Annotated in this window: 19 protein-coding genes; 4 read left to right on the top strand and 15 right to left on the bottom strand. The window is 64.6% G+C overall.

Features of this window, described 5'->3' with window-relative positions:
- Positions 1-2 precede the first annotated feature (2 nt).
- Positions 3-785 carry an SDR family oxidoreductase gene (locus tag GV035_RS25150; RefSeq protein ID WP_159837752.1) on the top strand — a complete coding sequence of 261 codons (783 nt, stop codon included), beginning with the start codon at positions 3-5 and terminating at the stop codon, positions 783-785.
- A gap of 62 nt (positions 786-847) precedes the next feature.
- On the opposite strand, the gene GV035_RS25145 is transcribed toward GV035_RS25150, so the two are convergent.
- The 14 genes from GV035_RS25145 to flhD form a co-directional block, all read right to left on the bottom strand.
- Positions 848-2,134, bottom strand: coding sequence for a DUF3443 domain-containing protein (locus tag GV035_RS25145; RefSeq protein ID WP_159837750.1), 1,287 nt, complete (start codon positions 2,132-2,134; stop codon positions 848-850).
- 19 nt (positions 2,135-2,153) lie between these two features.
- Positions 2,154-2,675, bottom strand: a complete 522-nt coding sequence (locus GV035_RS25140) for a DUF2844 domain-containing protein (protein WP_159837748.1) — start codon at positions 2,673-2,675, stop codon at positions 2,154-2,156.
- Between the two features lie 334 nt (positions 2,676-3,009).
- Complete coding sequence (cheZ, locus tag GV035_RS25135; protein ID WP_159837746.1) at positions 3,010-3,711, bottom strand: protein phosphatase CheZ; 702 nt, start codon at positions 3,709-3,711, stop codon at positions 3,010-3,012.
- Positions 3,712-3,713: 2 nt separating this feature from the next.
- On the bottom strand, positions 3,714-4,109 hold the full coding sequence (cheY, locus tag GV035_RS25130; RefSeq protein ID WP_159837744.1) for a chemotaxis response regulator CheY: 396 nt from the start codon (positions 4,107-4,109) through the stop codon (positions 3,714-3,716).
- Positions 4,110-4,166: 57 nt separating this feature from the next.
- Positions 4,167-5,288: a protein-glutamate methylesterase/protein-glutamine glutaminase gene (locus GV035_RS25125; protein ID WP_159837742.1), complete on the bottom strand. Its 1,122-nt coding sequence runs from the start codon at positions 5,286-5,288 to the stop codon at positions 4,167-4,169.
- 2 nt (positions 5,289-5,290) lie between these two features.
- A complete protein-coding gene (gene cheD, locus GV035_RS25120; RefSeq protein ID WP_159837740.1) occupies positions 5,291-6,040 on the bottom strand; it encodes a chemoreceptor glutamine deamidase CheD in 750 nt (249 codons plus the stop codon).
- Positions 6,037-6,966 carry a CheR family methyltransferase gene (locus tag GV035_RS25115; RefSeq protein ID WP_159837738.1) on the bottom strand — a complete coding sequence of 310 codons (930 nt, stop codon included), beginning with the start codon at positions 6,964-6,966 and terminating at the stop codon, positions 6,037-6,039. Before GV035_RS25115 ends, cheD begins: the two co-directional genes overlap by 4 nt.
- A 252-nt stretch (positions 6,967-7,218) precedes the next feature.
- The gene (locus tag GV035_RS25110) at positions 7,219-9,093 is read right to left on the bottom strand and encodes a methyl-accepting chemotaxis protein (RefSeq protein ID WP_159837736.1); all 1,875 of its coding nucleotides are present in this window, start codon (positions 9,091-9,093) and stop codon (positions 7,219-7,221) included.
- A gap of 74 nt (positions 9,094-9,167) precedes the next feature.
- Positions 9,168-9,686 carry a chemotaxis protein CheW gene (gene cheW, locus GV035_RS25105; protein ID WP_159837734.1) on the bottom strand — a complete coding sequence of 173 codons (519 nt, stop codon included), beginning with the start codon at positions 9,684-9,686 and terminating at the stop codon, positions 9,168-9,170.
- Positions 9,687-9,713: 27 nt separating this feature from the next.
- Positions 9,714-11,975, bottom strand: coding sequence for a chemotaxis protein CheA (gene cheA / locus GV035_RS25100; protein WP_159837732.1), 2,262 nt, complete (start codon positions 11,973-11,975; stop codon positions 9,714-9,716).
- Positions 11,976-12,029: 54 nt separating this feature from the next.
- Positions 12,030-12,407 carry a response regulator gene (locus GV035_RS25095; protein ID WP_159837730.1) on the bottom strand — a complete coding sequence of 126 codons (378 nt, stop codon included), beginning with the start codon at positions 12,405-12,407 and terminating at the stop codon, positions 12,030-12,032.
- Between the two features lie 100 nt (positions 12,408-12,507).
- Entirely contained in the window at positions 12,508-13,497 is a 990-nt protein-coding gene (gene motB, locus GV035_RS25090) for a flagellar motor protein MotB (RefSeq protein ID WP_159837728.1), read from the bottom strand.
- 37 nt (positions 13,498-13,534) lie between these two features.
- Positions 13,535-14,395, bottom strand: coding sequence for a flagellar motor stator protein MotA (motA, locus tag GV035_RS25085; protein WP_159837726.1), 861 nt, complete (start codon positions 14,393-14,395; stop codon positions 13,535-13,537).
- Positions 14,396-14,921: 526 nt separating this feature from the next.
- Complete coding sequence (gene flhD, locus GV035_RS25080) at positions 14,922-15,236, bottom strand: flagellar transcriptional regulator FlhD (protein ID WP_159837724.1); 315 nt, start codon at positions 15,234-15,236, stop codon at positions 14,922-14,924.
- 620 nt (positions 15,237-15,856) lie between these two features.
- On the opposite strand from flhD, the gene GV035_RS25075 reads away from it, so the two are divergent.
- From GV035_RS25075 to GV035_RS25065, 3 genes are all read left to right on the top strand, one after another.
- The gene (locus GV035_RS25075; protein ID WP_159837722.1) at positions 15,857-16,921 is read left to right on the top strand and encodes a glycosyltransferase family 4 protein; all 1,065 of its coding nucleotides are present in this window, start codon (positions 15,857-15,859) and stop codon (positions 16,919-16,921) included.
- A gap of 253 nt (positions 16,922-17,174) precedes the next feature.
- Positions 17,175-17,903, top strand: coding sequence for an aquaporin Z (gene aqpZ, locus GV035_RS25070; RefSeq protein ID WP_159837720.1), 729 nt, complete (start codon positions 17,175-17,177; stop codon positions 17,901-17,903).
- A gap of 300 nt (positions 17,904-18,203) precedes the next feature.
- On the top strand, positions 18,204-18,488 hold the full coding sequence (locus GV035_RS25065; protein ID WP_159837718.1) for a hypothetical protein: 285 nt from the start codon (positions 18,204-18,206) through the stop codon (positions 18,486-18,488).
- A 210-nt stretch (positions 18,489-18,698) separates the two neighbouring features.
- On the opposite strand, the gene GV035_RS25060 is transcribed toward GV035_RS25065, so the two are convergent.
- Positions 18,699-19,526: a Cof-type HAD-IIB family hydrolase gene (locus GV035_RS25060; protein WP_159837716.1), complete on the bottom strand. Its 828-nt coding sequence runs from the start codon at positions 19,524-19,526 to the stop codon at positions 18,699-18,701.
- Positions 19,527-19,561 lie beyond the last annotated feature (35 nt).

The following is a 19,561-nucleotide window of genomic DNA, read 5'->3' as shown; positions in this document are numbered from 1 at the left end:
GTATGAACGCAGTTCCGTTGAAGGTCTTCATCACCGGCGCGTCGAGTGGAATCGGCCTGGCACTGGCCGAAGAATACGTGAAGCGCGGGGCCGTGCTCGGCCTCGTCGCCCGACGCGCCGAGTCTCTCGCGGCATTCGCCGCACGCCATCCTCAGGCGTTGATTTCAATCTATCCCGCCGATGTCCGCGAGCCCGACGCGCTCGCCGATGCCGCGCGCCGTTTCATCGCGGAGCATGGCTCGGCGGACATCGTGATCGCGAACGCGGGCATCAGTCAGGGCGCGCTCACCGGCCACGGCGAGCTGGACACGTTCCGCGCCGTGATGGACGTGAACTACTTCGGCATGGTCGCGACGTTCGAGCCGTTCATCGCGTCGATGACGGCCGCGCGGCGCGGCACGCTCGTCGGCCTTGCGAGCGTCGCGGGCGTGCGCGGGCTGCCGGGCTCGGGCGCGTACAGCGCGTCGAAATCGGCGGCGGCGAAGTATCTGGAATCGCTGCGCGTGGAAATGCGGCCGCAGGGCGTCGCGGTCGTGACCATCGCGCCGGGCTACGTGCGCTCGGAGATGACCGCGCACAATCCGTATCGCATGCCCTTTCTGATGGATGCCGACCGCTTCGCCGCGAAAACCGCCGATGCTATCGCGCGAAAGGTGCGCTACGCGACGTTTCCGTGGCAGATGCGCGTTGTCGGCATGCTGCTGCATGTGTTGCCGCGCTGGCTTTACGATCCGCTTTTCGAGCGCGCGCCGCGCAAGCCGCGGCCGCCTGGCTCTCGGCAGTAGACGAAAAAAAATCCGGCCAGAGGCCCGGCCAGAGGCCGGATTTTTTTGTCATGCGCGGCTCGTCAGAACGCCACGTACGGCGCGCTGCCGTATCCGACATACACGTGCCGGCCGTAGAAGAACGGCATGCCGAAGTCGAACATGCCGGTCATGCCCAACTGGCCGCCCAAGCTGTTGAACGCGAACTTTCCAGTGCCCGATGTCAGCGTGCGCGCGTTCACGAGGCTGAACGGCACGGTCGCGGTGTTGCCGTCAGTGCCCGAAACCGTCGCCGTCAGCGACTGCTCGGACGTCGGGCAATAGAACACGCTCGTGCTCGAACACAACGGGAAGCTGTCCTGGAAGAAGTTGCCATTCGAGCCCGTATCGAAGAACGTCTGGTAGCTCGTCCCCTTGTAGGTGCCGCCGAGGTCGCCGTAGACATCCGTGCCGAGCTTCGTCACGCCGCTGAGCGTGTTGTTGCTCTGCGTGCCGATGCCGAATATCAGCGTGCCGCTCGCGCTCGCCGCGCCGGTATCCGGGACGGGCGGCAACTGAACGATCACGCCGTTGTTGTCGACCGGGAATTTCTGAACGGGATTCGCCACTTGCTGCGCGACCGGAACCACGGTGCCCGTGCAATTCGCGCCGTTGGTACACGAGAAGTACGTGCCGTTCAGCGCGGTCGTCGCGCAATTGCTTCCGCAGTCCTGCGCCAGCGTGCCGATGCCGAGAATGCCGTTCGCGCCGATTTCGGCGGCGGTGTTCTCGTCGTTGCCCGACGGACATCCGTTCATGCCGGTCGGCGCCGACGACGCGTTCAGATCGCCGATGATCTGCACCGGCAGCGCGCTCGCCACTTCGGAACCGATATGCACGTCCGCCTGACGCACGGTGCCCCACGTGTAGCCGTCCGCGAAACCGGCACACTCCGCGAGTTGCCCGCCGTTCTGCGCCTTCGACACCGGCAGCGCGCCGATGACCGACTGCGCCGCCGAACTCAGAATGCGCAGGCCGAAGGAAGCGGTATCAATCTGAATGTTGTCGATGGTCTGACAAACGTTCGTGCCGGGCGCGCAGACCGTCACTGAAACATTCGGAATATTGACGAAGTTCGCGACGCCGCCGTTGACCGTGATGGGCACCGCGTTCGTGCCGTTGGGCGTGATCGGCTGGGCGTTCGCCGTGCTGGACGAGCCGCCGCCGGAACTGCCGCCCGACGAGCCGCCGCTGCTGGAGCTGGAATGGTCGTCGCTGCCGCCGCCGCATGCGGCGAGCGTGAGCGCGAGAAACAGCGCGCCGAGCCAGCGCGCCGGGTTGCCGGCGCGCCGGGAAGAAGCCGGGCCGAGGCCGAGTGTCTTTCTGAGCATTGTCGGATTCTCCCGTCGCTTACTGGATGTCGCTGGCGGATACGCCGGCGGGCAAAGACTGCGGCAGGTACGCGCTGCCCGAGAAAGCGCCCATGTGACCGCCCGAATGCACCACGAGACCCGAATCCTGCACGCTCACCTGCCCGCGTCCGCCGCGTGCGGCGCGCTGCGCGAGCAAGGCTTGCTGATACTGCGGGAAATAGCTGCCGAGCAGCGTCGCCAGGTCGGGCACGCGCGGCCCGCGCCAGGCGATGCCGAACACCGTGCCGCCGGACGACACATATTCATTGATGACGGTGCCGCTCGCGAGCGTCGTCGAGCGGACGGTGTAATTCGATGCCGCCGATGCCGCCGATGCGCCGGACGCGCCCGTCGCGGCGTGCACGACGGCGTTCGCGGCGGTAGCGCCTTGCGGCGCGGTCAGCGGGTCGCCGCCGAGCGCCTCGCGCGCCGGTCCGGCTGCGCAGACGCTGAGCGCGCCTGCAAGAAAGGCCAACGTTAGCCTGAGATGCCCATGACGGGGTTGCTTCGGTTCCTTCACTGGGCCTCCTGTCGATTCCTGTGGATGGTTGCCTGCCGGGGCCGCGCGCCATTTTCGGGACTGCGGCACGCGTGCCGATTGAAGCATCGTACGGATGCTATAGCCATCAGTATGCCAAATCCCGCAAAAGGGCCGCGTTACGCGCAAATTACGCGGACTTGGGGACGGATGAATCGAACAGTAAGCCGGGCAGAAGTTCCGCGTCGATAGATGCTTTGCTAGAAGCAGCCGTCGAGGTCAGAAATCGGCGCGCACGCAAGAACGCGGAACGCATCCGGGGAGGCGTTCCGCGTTTTCGTGTGGCTTGAGAGCAGGAAGCTACGTGCAGGAAGCCTCAGAAACCCAGGCTCGCGAGAAGATCGTCGACTTGCGACTGATCTTGCACGACGTCGCTGCGTCCTTGCGGATTGATCTGCGGGCCGTTGAGCAGCGCCTCGGGGCTGCCGCTCGCCGACACGAGCGCCGCCGCCGACGCCGCGAACTGCTCACGCCGCTCGGGCGCAATGTTCTCCAGCAGCACGCCCAGCAATTGCTGTTCGATCAGATACACGACGTCCGTGATCTTCTTGATCACCTGGCCGGTCAGATCCTGAAAATCCTGCGCGAGCATGATTTCCAGCAGTTGCGTGTTGGTCGCCTGCGTCTTTTCCGGCACGCTTTGTAAAAAACTGCGCGTCTGCGCGAGCAGTTCGCCCGCTTCGCCCTGCGCGAGCGGCGCGCCGTACCATTGCGCCCAACGCTCGTCGAGCGCCTGCGCTTCGCGCTGCATCGCTTCCTGCATCGGCTTGGCGAGCTCGATCGCGTTTAACGCGCGGTCGGCCGCCTGCTCGGTCATCGTCGCGACGTACTTCAGGCGGTCGCGGGCGTCGGGCACGGCTTGCGCCGCTGCTTCGACCTGCTTGTCGAGACCCAGTTCGCGCATCGAGTCGCGCAGCGTGCGCGTTAGCTGGCCGATGCGCGCGAGAATGCGGTCGCTCGAAAAATCGTTGTCGGCCTCGGCGGCGACAGCGGAAAGTGCAGTGGTCAGATCGTTCACGATCAGCTCCCGGCTTTAGCCATCTTCTCGAGAATCTTGGTGAGCTTCTCGTCGAGCGTGGCCGCCGTGAACGGCTTCACCACGTAACCATTCGCGCCTGCCTGCGCCGCCGCGATGATGTTCTCCTTCTTCGATTCCGCCGTGACCATCAGCACCGGCAGATGCGAGAGCGTCGCGTCCGCGCGAATCTGCTGCAGCATCGAAAGGCCGTCGAGGTTCGGCATGTTCCAGTCGGAGATCACGAAGTCGAAGCCGCCGCCGCGCAGACGCGCGAGGCCCGCCGCGCCGTCTTCCGCTTCGTCGACGTTCGAGTAGCCGAGCTCCTTCAGCAGATTGCGCACGATACGGCGCATCGTCGGAAAATCGTCGACGACGAGGATCTTCATGTTCTTGTCCATCATTGCTCCCGTGTATTCTCAATGCGGCGTGACACCGCGTAATTCAATTCAGATAACTCAGACGCGCTGTACGCGGTCGCCCATCGAGGCAAGCCGCGCCATCACGCGCCGGCTCATTTCAGAAAGCGGCGCGACTTCGCTTGCGCCGCCCATTGCAATTGCTTCGCGCGGCATGCCGAACACCACGCAACTCGCTTCGTCCTGGGCGAGCGTGTAAGCGCCCGCCTGCTGCATGTCGAGCAGGCCCGCCGCGCCGTCGCGGCCCATGCCGGTCAGGATCACGCCGATCGCGTTCTTGCCCGCGTGCTGCGCGGCCGAGCGGAACAGCACGTCCACCGACGGACGATGCCGGTTCACCGGCGGCGCATCCGACAGATGCGCGACGTAGTTCGCCCCGCTGCGCGCGAGCACCAGGTGCGCGTGGCCCGGCGCGATATACGCGTGACCCGGCAGCACGCGCTCGCCGTGCTCCGCTTCCTTCACCGTGATGCGGCACAGCCCGTTCAGGCGCTGCGCGAACGACTTCGTGAAGCCCGGCGGCATGTGCTGCGCGATCAGCACGGCAGGCGCGTCGGGCGGCAGCGGCAACAGCACTTCGCGGATCGCTTCCGTGCCGCCCGTCGATGCGCCGACGATCACGAGCTTTTCCGTCGAGACGAGCGGGTTGTTGATGAGCGGCGCGGGCTTCGCGCCCGGTTGCGCCGCCGCGCTGGCCGCGCTCGCCGCATGCGCGATCTGCCGCACGCGCGCCCGCGACGCCGCGCGCACCTTGTCGGCGAGCTTCTCGGCGTAATCCAACATGCCGTCGCGGATGCCGACTTTCGGCTTCGTCACGAAGTCGACCGCGCCCAGTTCCAGCGCGCGCAGCGTGATTTCGTTGCCGCGCTCCGTCAGCGACGACACCATCACGACCGGCATCGGCCGCAGGCGCATCAGCTTTTCGAGGAAGTCGAGTCCGTCCATGCGCGGCATTTCGACATCGAGCGTCAGCACGTCGGGGTTATGCAGCTTGATCAGTTCGCGCGCGACGAGCGGATCGGGCGCGGTCGCGCACACCTGCATGTCGGGCTGCGAATTGATGATCTCGGTCATCAGGCTGCGCACGAGCGCCGAATCGTCGACGCACAGCACCTTGATCTTCGGCGCGGCTTCTTTGCCGCCATTCGATGCATTCAACATGCTCACGCCTCCTCCACCGTCTTCGCGACGCGCCCCGTGTGCGCGATTGCGTGGGTCGCACGCGCTGCCGCCGTCACACCGAACATTTCGACGCGCGGCTTCGCGACTGCTGCCGCCGGCTTCGCGCGCTCGACGCCGAACAGCTCGACACGCGCACGCGCCCGGGCGAGCCGTTCCGCGCGCTCTTCCGGCGTGCGCTGCACGAGCGCCTGCTCGCGCTCGACGACGACCGGATCGTGCTGCGTCTTCAGCTTCTTGACCATCACCTGTCCCGTGCGCGGCATGAACGCGACCTTGCGCGGGTGCATGCCCTGCAAGTCCTCGGCGACGATGCGAATCTTTTCCAGCGCGAGATAGCGCCGCACGAACTCCGAGTTGCGATCGCCGATGTTGATCGTCGTCATCCCGGCGAGCACCGCACCGCCGCCGAACACTTTCGCTTCGAACCGCTCGCGGCGTCCGCCACGCTTGATGAGCTCGTTGATGAGCACTTCCATCGCATACGCGCCGTAGCGCATGGAGTCGGACGAAGCGTGCGACGGGTCCGAGCCGTCATCGGGCAGCATGAAGTGATTCATGCCGCCGATGCCCGCCGTGCGATCGTTGATGCACGCCGCCACGCACGAGCCGAGCACGGTCACGAGGACCATGTCTTCGCTCGTCATGTAGAACTCGTTCGGCAGCAGCTTCACGCCCGGCTTCTTGAAATGGTTGTCGAAATACAGGTTCGACGCGATCGGCAGTCCGCTCATGCCGGCTCTCCCGCGAGCGCGCGCTTTTGCGCACCCGCCGCTTTCGTGTCGCGCGTCAGTTCGTAGACGGTCTGGCCGCGCAGCCGGAACGCCTGCGAAACATACGTGAAGTTCTCCGAATGACCGGCGAACAGCAGGCCGCCTGACTTCATCAACGGCTCGAAGCGCGAGAGCACCTGTCCTTGCGTCGGCTTGTCGAAGTAAATCATCACGTTGCGGCAGAAGATCGCGTCGAATGGGCCTTTCACGTCGTAGCGCGCGTCGGTCAGATTCACGCGGCCGAAGTTCACCATCGAGCGCAATTCCGGACGTACTCTGACGAAGCCCGCGTGCGAGCCGGTGCCCTTCAGGAAGAACCGCTTCAGGCGTTCCACCGGCATCGCCTTCACCTGATCGAGCGAATAGACGCCCGCGTCGGCCTTGGCGAGCACTTGGCTGTCGATGTCGCTCGCGAATACGGTGCAGTGGCGCGCGGCCTGCTCGCCTAGCGCCTCGACGAGCGTCATCGCGATGGAATACGGCTCCTCGCCCGTCGATGCCGCCGAGCACCACACCGACACCGGCTGCTGACGACGCTTCACGAAATCCGCGAGCAGCGGGAAATGGTGCGACTCGCGGAAGAACGCCGTCAGGTTGGTCGTCAGTGCGTTGACGAAGGCTTCCCACTCGGCGTTGTCGTCGTTGGATTCGAGACGGTCGAGGTACTGCTTGAACGTGTCCATGCCGCAGGCGCGCAGGCGTCGGGCGAGCCGGCTGTAGGCCATGTCGCGCTTGTGGTCGGACAGCGAAATTCCCGCGCGGCGATGTATCAGCTCGCGGATCCGGGCGAAGTCCGCCACGGTGAATTCGAAATCGCGCTCGACTTCCGGACCGCGTATGCCGCCGGCCAGTTCGACGCGTGCGTTGGTTGCATTACGCGTTGCCATCTTCGTGCCTTTTGCTCTGTTTTGCGCCTGCTTGCGTGCTTGCGTGCTTGCGTGCTTGCGTGCTTGCGTGCTTGCGTGCTTGCGTGCTTGCGTGCTTGCGTGCTTGCGTGCTTGCGTGCTTGCGTTCCTGCGTGCCTGCGTTCCTGCGTACCTTCGTGCCTGCGTACTTACCTGCCTGCTTTCAACCTTGCCCAGCCCACGCGCCCGAGGCGTTGCCCCCTCGGCGCGCACGCCGCTTTCCAGTCAATACGCTTAGAAGGTTTCCCAATCTCCGTCGTCGGCGGTCGTGGCCTTCGCTGCGCGCGGCGCGGTTGCCGGCGGTGCGCTCACGCGGGGCGCGGCTTTCGCTGCGCTCGCCGGCTTCGCTGCATCGCGTGCCTTATCCTTGATAACGGCCATTTCCGGCGCGACGTTAGGCTGCTGCGCAACTTTCGCTGCACTAACGAACGATGCCCGCGACGACGGCTCGACGCGCGCGCCCTTCGCCACGGCGGGCGCAAGACGCGCGGCCGCGACCGCCGCGCTCGGCGAGCTGGACACTGAAGCCGATGCCGAAGCCGACGCCGACACCGCGCTTGCGATGCGCCATTGCGCGACGATGTCCTTCAACTGCCGCGTCTGGTCTTCGAGCGATGCCGCCGCCGACGCCGCCTGCTCGACGAGCGCCGCGTTCTGCTGCGTCACGCTGTCCATCTGCGTGACCGCGCGATTGACCTGCTCGATGCCGTCCGACTGCTCCTCCGACGCCGCGCTGATCTCGCCCATGATGTCCGTCACGCGGCGCACCGCCTGCACGATCTCGCCCATGGTTTCGCCTGCGCGCGTCACGAGCTGCGAGCCGCTTTGCACCTTCTCGGTCGAATCGCCGATCAGCGTCTTGATTTCCTTCGCCGCCGCCGCGCTGCGCTGCGCGAGCGAGCGCACTTCGCCCGCCACGACCGCGAAGCCGCGTCCTTCCTCGCCGGCCCGCGCCGCTTCCACGGCCGCGTTCAGCGCGAGAATGTTGGTCTGGAACGCGATGCCTTCGATCACGCCGATGATGTCCACAACCTTGCCCGAACTCGACGCGATTGCGTTCATCGTATTGACGACCTGCTCGACCACCTGGCCGCCGCGCGACGCGATATCCGATGCGTTCACCGCGAGCTGACTCGCCTGACGCGCGTTGTCGGCGTTCTGCTTCACCGTGCTCGTGAGCTGTTCCATGCTCGACGCCGTCTCCTGAAGGGACGCCGCCTGTTCTTCCGTGCGCTGCGACAGGTCCGTGTTGCCGCTCGCGATCTCATGCGCGCCAACATCGATGGATTCCGCGCCGCGATGCACCGCGCCGACCATCGCGGTCAGGTTCGTGCGCATGCGCTCGATGCCCGCGAACAGACGGCCGATTTCGTTCGTGCTGTCCGTGTGCGCCGACTTCGTGAGATCGCCGCGCGAGATGCGCTCGAAGTGCTCCACCGCGTCGTTGATCGGCTGCACGACTAGGCCGCGCAGCGCGAAGCGCGTGGCGATCAGGAGCAGACCCGACAGCGCGAGCAATCCGCCGATGACCATGCTGAGCGCCGAATTCTGCGACGCCGCGCTGGCACGCGACTGGTCCGCGTGTTTCTGCTGGAACGCGACGGCTGCGGTGACCGCCTGATCGAACGCGACGAACATCGGGCTGATCTTCGTGTCGGCGATCGCGTGGTACGCGGCCATGTCGTTCGCGCGCATCGCGGCGAACTCCGGCTCGACGCCGGTCTTCATCAGCGTATCGTGCTGCGCGACGAGCGCGTCGAGCGTCGCTTGCGGCAGCATGGGCTTTTTGGTGTCCAGATAGAGCTTCCAGTTCTCGTAGCTCTTGTCGAGCAGGAACTGGCCGCGCTCCATCGCCTTCTTGGCTTCGTCGGCGCTGCCTGCTTCGCTGAGCGAACGCACGCGGTCGAGCGTGATGCGCGAGCGCAGCAGATACGACGACGTTTCCGCCAGCGCGCGCATCGCCACCATGTCCTCTTCGGCGAGCGACGTGAGCGAGGCGCTCGCGGAATTCAGGCCGACGAGCGAAAGCGCGCCGATCACGGCCGCGCAACCGACGAACAACAGACCGACGAGCGTGAGCGTCGTGCGGATGGACAACTTCTTGAACATGGCTTCCTTTCCTTGACCCGCGACGCGTGCGGGCGCTTCTGCGGGCGCTTCTTCAGGCGCTTCGGGGCGCTTCTTCAAGCGGCGACGGAGTCGATCAACTCCATCTCGCGGCTCGTCATGAGCTTTTCGATATCCATCAGAATCAGCATGCGGCCATCCACCGTGCCCAAGCCGGTGAGATACTCCGACGTGAGCGTCGCGCCGAATTCGGGCGCGGGCATCACCTGATCCTGCGTCAGCGTGAGCACGTCCGACACGCCGTCCACCACCATGCCGACCACGCGATGCGCGACGTTCAGGATGATGACCACCGTCTGGTTGTCATACTCGACGCGCCCGAGATTGAACTTGATACGCATGTCGACGATCGGCACGATGATGCCGCGCAGATTGATCACGCCCTTGATGAAAGCGGGCGCGTTCGCGATGCGCGTGACGCTGTCGTAGCCGCGAATTTCCTGCACTTTCAGAATGTCGATGCCGTACTCTTCGGCGCCGAGCGTGAAGACGAGGAATTCCTGTCCGGCGGCTTCGGCGTGCTGCGCATCGCGGCGCGACAGTGTTGCGTTTTGGATCGATTGAATGTCTGCCATGAGAAACCCCAGGTTCGGTCGATGTGTTTAATGAGTGTGCGAGTGCTGCGCACGCGATTCGCGGTTGAGCGCGGCCACGTCGACGATCAGCGCGACGCTGCCGTCGCCGAGAATCGTCGCCGCCGAAATGCCGTGCACCTTGCGGTAATTGGTTTCGAGGTTCTTCACGACCACTTGCTGCTGGCCGACGAGCTCGTCGATCAGCATGGCCATGCGGCGGCCTTCCGTTTGCAGGATCGTGACGATGCCCTGCGTCGGCTCGGTGCGCGCGCCTTCGACCGAGAACACCTGATGCAGCGCGATCAGCGGCAGATATTCACCGCGCACGCGCACCACGCGCTCGCCGTTCGCGACCGTGTAGATGTCCTCGGCGACGGGTTGCAGCGACTCCATCACGAAGTTGAGCGGCAAAATGAAGATTTCGTTGCCGACCTTGACCGACATGCCGTCCAGAATGGCGAGCGTGAGCGGCAGCACGATCTTTGTGGTCGTGCCCGCGCCTTGGCGCGACATGATTTCGACGTGGCCGCCCATCGACTGGATGTTGCGCTTCACCACGTCCATGCCGACGCCGCGGCCGGAAATGTCCGTCACCTGTTCGGCGGTCGAGAAGCCCGGCATGAAGATGAGTTGCCAGACTTCCTCGTCGGTCATGGATTCGGAAACCTGCATGCCCTGCTTCTGCGCCTTCGCGAGAATCTTGTCGCGGCGCAGGCCGGCGCCGTCGTCGCTCACTTCGATCACGATGTTGCCGCCGTGATGCGCCGCCGACAGCACGAGCTGGCCCGTCGCGGGCTTGCCCGCCGCGCGGCGCGCTTCCACGGTCTCGATGCCGTGATCGAGCGAATTGCGCACGAGGTGCGTGAGCGGATCGATGATGCGCTCGATCAGGCTCTTGTCCAGTTCGGTCGCCTGACCGAACGTGACGAGTTCCACGTCCTTGCCGAGCTTGCCCGCGATATCGCGCACGAGGCGCGGGAAGCGGCTGAATACGTAATCCATCGGCATCATGCGGATGGACATGACGGCCTCTTGCAGGTCGCGCGCGTTGCGCTCGAGCTGCGCCATGCCGTTGAACAGACGGTCGTGCAATGCAGGATCGAATGCGCTCGTGGTTTCCGCGAGCATCGCCTGCGTGATGACCAGTTCGCCGACCAGGTTGATGAGCTGATCGACTTTCTCCACGCCGACGCGAATGGAGCTGCCTTCCGCCGATGCCGCTGCGGCCGGGCGCGCTTTCTTCTCGGCGTCGCTCGTGGCGGCCTTGTGTTGGGTGTCGCGTGACGGGATGGCGGCGGCAGCTTGCGTTTCCGCATTCGCCGCCGCCTTCGCCGCTTCTTCTTTTTGCTGAACCGCGGATGCGGGCGCTTCCTGCGCCTGCGATACGGGCGGCTGCGCCTGTAGCGTGTGTTGCTTGGCCTGCGCCGGCTGCGGCGCGTCCGACGGCGCAATGTGATGCCCGTCGCCGCGGCCAATCGTAATCTGCGATTCATCGATCACGAAGCAGCACACGGCCACGATGTCGTCGGCGGTGACGTCCGAATCGAGCCAAAGCACGAGTTCGGCGTCGGTCTTCTTCTCTCCGACGATACTACCCAGGTTCCCCAGCTCCTCGGTCAAGGTCGCCAGGTCCTTCTCGCCCACCCCCCGTAGCGTAATTTTCAGGTGGGGTCCTGCTTCCGCTGCCGGCGTGCCGGCCGCGGTTCCCGCATTCGTTGCGCCGTCGGTGACTTCGAACGCGCCGTCCCAGGTGCCGTCGTCCTCGATGGCTTCGGCGGCTTGCGCGATGACATGCGCGGGCGGCGCGTTCGGGCCTTCGTAGGCCGGCGTGACGTCCGCTTCACCGATGACCGGCAGCGTGACCGGCTCAGCGGCGACGGGCGCGCTCTGCGGCGCGGCGTCTTCGTTCTTCAGGCGTTCGAGCTTCGCGCAGATCGCGGCGGCGGCGGCCGCATCCGGCTCGGCGCTTGCGCGATACGCGGCGAGCTGGTCCGAGAGCACGTCCTTCGTCGCGAGGAACGTGTCGATCATGTCGCGGCGAAGCACGAGTTCGTTGTTGCGTGCGCGATCCAGCAGCGATTCGAGAATGTGCGTCGTTTCGGTGAGCGCGGTAAAGCCGAACGTCGCCGCGCCGCCCTTGATCGAGTGAGCCGCGCGAAAGATCGCCGCGAGATCCTCGGGGTCGGGATTCGCGATATCCAGGACGAGCAGCAGTTGCTCCATCTGCGCGAGCAGTTCATCGGCTTCGTCGAAGAAGGTTTGATAGAACTGGGTAATGTCGAGTGTCATGCTTGATTCACCGTCGGCGCGTGCGCGCGAGTTGTCTTGGCTTTGGCTGTCGCTTCAGTGCTGCGTGTCTTCGGAGAGCGCGGCGACCACTTCGGTCAGCAGGTCCGGGTCGAGCGGTTTTTCGATCCAGCCCGTCGCTCCTGCCGCACGCGCCGCTTCCTTGAACGGCTCGCCGTCTTCCGTGGTCAGCACGAGAATCGGCGTGGCACGGTAAGCGGGGTTCGCGCGCAGTTCCACGATCAGGTCGAGGCCGCTCTTTTGCGGCATGTGCTGATCCGTGAGCACGAGATCGAAACGCTCGGCGAGCGCCCATTCGAGCCCTTCGTTGCCGTCGGACGCCACCGTCACCTCGTAGCCCGCCGTCGTCAGCGTGGCGGAGAGGATTTGCCGCATGGCTGCGGAATCGTCGATTGCCAGAATGTTCTTAATCATGTGTCGCCTTTGGGTCTGCGCCTCGCTGCCTCTTGTCCGGATGACGGCGCAAACGTGTGGAGTCTTGAGCGTTTTTTATGCCGATTTGCGCCGCACGCGCTTATTGCTTCGACGCGCCGGGCACGATCCGGCCCAGGAGCGGCTTCGCACCGGGCTCGAAGGCGTCGGACGCGTTGTCGAGCGTGGCGGCCGAGCCGCCGTCGTCGCGCAGCATCGAGGCTTCCGCGCGGTGATTGAGCACGATGATGCTGATGCGCCGGTTCTCGGGATCGAGCGGGTTCTGCTTGTTCAGGTTCTGCGTGGACGCGAGGCCGAGCACGCGCAGCACTTTCGCTTCGTCCATGCCGCCCGCGACCAGCTCGCGCCGCGACGCGTTCGCGCGGTCGGCGGACAGTTCCCAGTTGCTGTAGCCCTTCTCGCCGCCCGCGTACTTCACGGCGTCGGTGTGGCCCTGCACGACGATGCGGTTCGGCACGTCGTTGAGCGTCCGGCCGATTTCGCGCAGGATGTCGCGCATGTACGGCTGCACGCTGTTGCTGGAGAGCGCGAACATCGGGCGCTTTTGCGTATCGACGATTTCGATGCGCAATCCCTGTTGCGTGGATTCGATCCGGATTTGCTGCTTGAACTGATGCAGCGTCGGATTGGCTTCGAGCGCGGCCATCAGCTTCACCTGAAGGTCGTGAAGACGCGCCTGCTCGCGCCGCTCCAGCTCGCCTTGCGCGGCCTTCAGCAGATCCTCGTCGGCTTTCCCGCTGGAACGCTGCGCGAATTGCGTGTTGCCGTCGGAACTGCGCGCATCGCCCGGATCGTTGCTCGAAAGGTCGCGCCCGCCGCCGGTGATGATGCTGTTGTCCATGCCGACGCTCTTGCCGCCGACCATCGCCGCCTTGAGCGGCATGTTGAAGTACTCCGCGATGCCGCGCCGCTGCACGGGCGAGGTCGACGAGAGCAGCCACATCAGCAGGAAGAACGCCATCATCGCGGTCATGAAGTCCGCGTATGCCAGCTTCCACGCGCCGCCGTGGTGGCCCTTGCGGCCCGCGACGATGCGCTTGATGAAGATGGGACGATCTTTTTCGCTGCTCATCGCAGGGCTCCGGTCGGGATCGCGTGAACGAGGCGCGTCACTTCGCCTTCACCCGGCGCACGTGCTCTTCCAGTTCGGAGAACGACGGACGCTCCGTGGAGAACAGCACCTTGCGGCCGAACTCGACGGCGATCGCCGGCGCGTAGCCGTTCAGGCTCGCGAGAATCGTCACCTTGATGCACTGGAACATCTTCGTCTGCTCGGCGACGCGCTGCTCCGCGACGCTCGCAAGCGGCCCGATGAAACCGTACGAAATCAGAATGCCGAGGAACGTGCCGACGAGCGCCTGCGCGATCATTTCGCCGAGAATGGCGGGAGGCTGATCGGCGGACGCCATCGTGTGCACGACGCCCATCACGGCCGCGACGATGCCGAACGCGGGCATCGCGTCGCCGACTTTTTGCAGCGCCAGCGCGGGCGCTTCGCCTTCGACGTGATGCGTCTCGATCTCTTCGTCCATGAGGCTTTCGATCTCGAACGCGTTCATGTTGCCGCCGACCATGAGTCGCAGATAGTCGGTCATGAACTCGACGACATGGTGATCGGCCAGCAGCTTCGGGTACTGGCTGAAGATCGGGCTCTTGTGCGGATCTTCGATGTCGGCTTCGAGCGTGAGCGTGCCTTCCTTGCGCGCCTTCGCGAGCAGCACGTAGAGCAGGCCCATCAGCTCCATGTACACGTCTTTGTTGTACTTGGAGCCTTTGAAAAGCGTGGGAATGACGAGCAGCGTCGAACGGATGGTCTTGACGCCGTTGCCGAGAATGAAAGCGCCGATGCCCGCGCCGGCGATCATCAGTATTTCGACCGGCTGTACGAGCGCGCCAAGATGGCCGCCTTCGAGCGCGTAACCGCCGAAAACGGACAGCAATGTCACGAGCGTTCCAACGAAAATCAGCACAGTCGGGTCCTCAGAGTTCGAATGCGGAATGGCCGGCGTGGATGCGCGGTTAAGCCTGTTTACGGCACACGGATGGAAAACTTTGGCTGGGGGCTTTGGCGTGGGGCAGGCGTCGCGGGCGGCTGGCGGCTTGCGCGTGGCGGACGGATATGCGGCGCGCGTTGCATGGAGCCGCAGCGTGGGCAGGCGCCCGATCGTGGCGGGCGGAGATTGGATTCGTGCCGGCGCGTGTGAGCCAGAGCACGGCTACTCGCTGCCGCGACTCCTCCTCGGATACTCGCGGCAGTTCTTACGGTCGCCTCGATGCGTGCCTCGACGAATCGAACTGGTTAATGCGGCCAGACAGCAACGAGCGCGTGTTCGGCTGCCACGTCTCAGCCCGTCGGTTGGGACGGCAGCACAAGCCCGTTCTGCGGCGCGACGGCTCGCAAGCAGTTGTAAGGCGAATGCGACGCGCTCCTTTCGCATTCGACCTGCTAGCGCAGTCCGCCGACACCCGTCATGTCGCTCAGCGCGCGCCGCGCTCTCAACTGACTTGCTCCACGGCCGCATCGGCAAGCATCGCCGCGTGCGCGAGCGCCGGGCTCTTGTCCTTGTCGGCGAGCGACGCGAGGATCGCGTGGTCGTCGAAACGGAAGCGGCACAGCAGATGGCTCGACGCCGCGATCTTCACCGCCTGCGCGAGCGTCAGCGACGACACGAGTTCGGCGACTTGCTCGGACAGCCCGAGGCGAACCATCGCCGAGACGCGGTCTTGCTGAAGCAGCCGCTGCGCGAGCAGCACGTACGACAGATTCACCTCGCGAATCTCCGCGAGCGTGCTCATGGTGGTGGCCGTCATCTTTCCCCCGAGTCGTTGCGTGGCTGGTCAGGCCGAGCGGGAAACGTTTGCTCGGACGCGTTCAGTGGCGACGCATCCGGCCCCGCTTGTCATATCGGCCCGATTGTCCCGCAGCGCGCCGAACGCGGCTATCGGACGAACCTGCCGACGCGCCGACAGACTTCCGCCCGAATCGTGTAGGAAAAATTCGTACGTGCCATGCCGTTTTCGGTGCATGTCGGCAAACGCTTTATCGGCAACGGTTGCGCGGACTTGAGTCAGCAATCAGGCACGCGCCCTGCTATGTGGTGCCTCGCCGCTCGCTTTGGCAGCCGGAAACGTCTTCTTCGACCGCTTCGGTGCAATTTTTGACTTCGTAACAGCCGGTGTTTCGCGCTGTAACAAGGTTAAGCGTTTGAAAAATGACGTGTAATGCCGCTCTCGATCCCGATAATGAACATAAGGGATAACCCGGTCGAGAGCCGGATCGATCTTTGGGCGGCGTCAGCGACACCCCGCAGCCCGCCCGAATGGCATCGCGCCACGCTCGACCGGAGCGACCGCGCTGTCCACACCACAGCTTTGCATGGCCGCAACCCGCGCCGACCGCGCCGGGACGGACCACTCAGGAGAGTCACGTTATGCGAATCGCACAAATTGCACCGTTGCACGAAGCAGTTCCTCCGAAGTTTTACGGCGGCACTGAGCGTGTGGTGTCTTATCTGACGGATGCGCTCGTCGACCTCGGCCACGATGTCACCCTGTTCGCAAGCGGCGATTCGCAAACCCGCGCGACGCTCGATGCCGCCTGGCCGCGCGCCCTGCGACTCGACCCCACGATCCGCGATCCGCTCGCGCCGCACATGCTGCTGCTCGAAACGGTTCGCCGCCGCGCGCACGAATTCGACGTGCTGCACTTTCACCTCGATTACATGCCGTTCCCGCTGTTCACGCAGCTCGGCACGCCGTTCGTGACGACGCTGCACGGCCGTCTCGATCTGCCGGAATTGCAGCCGATCTTCAACACGTTCACGAAGGCGAACGTCGTCTCCATTTCGGACAATCAGCGCGGACCGCTGCCGCAGGCGAACTGGCTGAACACGGTTTATCACGGTCTGCCGGACGATCTGCTGACGCCGCAGCCGCACAAAAAGCCGGAATATCTGGCGTTTTTGGGCCGAATCTGCCCGGAAAAGCGCGCTGACCTCGCGATCAAGATCGCGGCGCAGAGTGGCCTGCCGCTGAAGATCGCGGCCAAGGTGGACAAGGTCGATCAGGACTATTTCAAGTCGACCATCGAGCCGCTGCTTTCGCAGGCGCACGTCGAATTCATCGGTGAAATCAACGAGGCGCAGAAGCCCGAATTCCTGTCGGGCGCGAAGGCGCTGCTCTTCCCGATCGACTGGAACGAGCCGTTCGGCCTCGTGATGATCGAAGCGATGGCATGCGGGACGCCAGTGATTGCGTTCAATCGCGGTTCGGTGCCGGAAGTCATCGATCACGGCGTGACCGGCTTCATCTGCGAAGACGTGCCGGGCGCGGTCGGCGCGCTGCATCGCATCGACGAACTTTCGCGCACCGAGATCCGCGCGCAGTTCGAGCGCCGCTTCAGCGCGAAGACGATGGCGCAGAACTACGTCGACACGTACGCGGCCATGCTTCAGGCCGCAAAGCGTCCGGTGCTGCGTCAGGTTGCCATTGGCTGACATAGCGCGGCTTGCCGCTGAGGAATGACACCCAATGCCGCCCGATGGGCGGCATTTTTTTCGCCTTTCGCTTCGCGCCGTTTGCTTCCCGACAGGGAGAAATCCGAAGATCGCTGCGTTGAGCATGAAATGCCCGTGGATCGACCATTTTTGACAGTTCGTAAAAACAGCCGCCCTTAAACTGCGCTCGGCAAGGGCAATCGGCTTTCTTGCGTCAAATCAAAGGTCTCTCACATTTCACGAAGGCAAGATCATGCATTTGTCGAAGCGTCTCGGCGCTGAAATTTTCGGTACTTTCTGGCTCGTGCTGGGCGGCTGCGGAAGCGCCGTGCTGGCCGCCGGCTTTCCTCACACGGGCATCGGGTTCGTGGGCGTCTCGCTCGCGTTCGGCCTCACCGTGCTCACCATGGCTTACGCCATCGGCCACGTGTCGGGCTGCCATCTGAACCCGGCGGTGAGCATCGGGCTCGTGGTCGCGGGCCGCTTCCCGGTGCGCGACCTCGCGCCGTATATCGTGGCGCAAGTGGTGGGCGCGACGCTCGGCGCCTTCGCGCTGATGCTGATCGCCACGGGCATGCCCGACTTCGATCTGGTCGCAAGCGGCTTTGCCGCGAATGGCTTCGGTGAGCATTCGCCTGGGCACTACACAATGTTCGCGGCGCTCGTCTGCGAATTCCTGATGACGTTCTTTTTCCTGTTCGTGATTCTCGGCGCAACCGACGACCGCGCACCGAAGGGCTTCGCGCCGATCGCTATCGGCCTGTGCCTGACGCTCATCCATCTGATCTCGATTCCGGTCACGAACACGTCCGTGAATCCGGCGCGTTCCACCGGCCCGGCGTTCTTCGTCGGCGGCTGGGCGCTGGATCAGTTGTGGCTGTTCTGGATCGCGCCGATCGCGGGCGCTATCGTCGCGGGCCTGCTGTATCCGCTGCTGACCTCGGACTCCGAGACACGCAAACTGGCTGCCGTCGCGCAATAACGCACGGCATCGACCACGGGAAACGGGCGCTTCGGCGCCCGTTTCGTTTTGCGCTCGACGCGTGCGAATTAAAACGGCGCGACAGTTGTAATCGCGAATTACGCAGCATGCTTACTATTTTGCGAGCGAGCGTGCGCTTCGGAGTGGAGAGCCCGGTCCCATAAGGCTCGCGCGGATTCCATCGGCAAGGCAGCGCGCTTACGCACCGCTTGCACCCCGTAACAAGTCGTCGAAGCCTGTAAGACGGCCAACGCTTACATTGGACTCATGCGACACACGTCGCCTTCCAGGAGAAATACAATGAAGCGCATCGTCACGCAATTGCTCGTCGCAACCGGCCTTGTTATCGGCGCAGTCGGCGCGGCGCAGGCCCATACCGATCTTCACGTCGGCGTTTCGCTCGGCGCGCCTGCTTATGCCGCTCCCGCGCCCGTGTACATGCGGCCCGCCGCGCCGGAGTATCGCGCGCCGTACTGGCGTCACGAGGAACCGCGCTGGCACCGTGACTACGGTCACGACGACGGGCGCTGGAATCGCGCCGGTTGGAACCACGGCCATTCGAACGACTGGGGCCGCCGCGGCTAACGGAAGGCGGCATCAAACGCCGCACGAAACGCCTCGCGCGGGCTCGCGAGGCGCTTCAGCAAGGTTCAATGTCGTCGCGCAGGTCGAACAGCTTGCGCAGATGATGCGCGGCACATGCGGCAGACGCCCGATCAGATCCGGCTAACGGACGGCGGCACCGGCCGCCGCACGAAGCGCCTCGCGCGGGGTCGCGGGGCGCATCACGAAGATTCACCGTGGCGACGCAATGTCGTCGTGCAGATCGAACAGCTTGCGCAGATGATGCGCGACGCCGGCCTCGAAGTTGTTCCCGATGCGCGGCACCTGCGGCAGACGCGTGATCAAATCGGGATTCGCATTGTTCATCATGAACGGATGACCGGCCGTTTCCAGCAAGTCGATGTCGTTCATGTTGTCGCCGAACGCGACGCATTGCGCCGGATCGATGTCCAGCCGCTCCAGCACGTAACGCAGCGCGCGGCCCTTCGAAACGTCAGACGTCATCACTTCGAGGCAGTCCGGCAGCGAATAGGTGACGTACAACGCATCGCCGAATTCGCGCTCCAGATTCTCGGCGACGTGCTTCAAGTCCGCCGGCTCGCCGATGTACAACACCTTCGCGATGTTCTCGCCGTCGTGCTCGCGCAAGTCCATCACTTCGTACTTGAAGCCAGAGTCCTGATGAAACACGAGCAGTTCGGGCGCGTGACGGTCGATGAGCCACGCATCGTCGGCGAACAGGTTTACGATCACACGGCCATGAACGCCCGCGACGTCCGACTGCACGAGGCGTCGCACGGCGGCGGGCGCGAGATCGCGAGAGTAGATGCGCTCGTCGCCGGGCGCATGCACCCGCGCGCCGTTGGACGTGATCAGGTACGCATCGACGCCCAGCACGTCGCGAATGCCCGCGACATCGCGATAATGCCGTCCGGTCGCGATGATAACCGGCACGCCGCGCGATGCCACCGTGCGCAGCGTCTCTGCGGTGAACGGGTCGAGCTGGTGATCGCTGTTGAGAAGCGTACCGTCGAGATCAGTTGCGATGACCGAATACATGGCTGCCCTGTTTGAGCGGATGGAAGCGCCCGCGA

Origin of the sequence: Burkholderia sp. 8Y, assembly GCF_902506145.1 — a bacterium.
In the GTDB taxonomy this organism is placed as follows: domain Bacteria; phylum Pseudomonadota; class Gammaproteobacteria; order Burkholderiales; family Burkholderiaceae; genus Caballeronia.
Note: the sequence above shows the minus strand (reverse complement) of the source record. Positions and strands in the feature narration are given on the sequence as shown.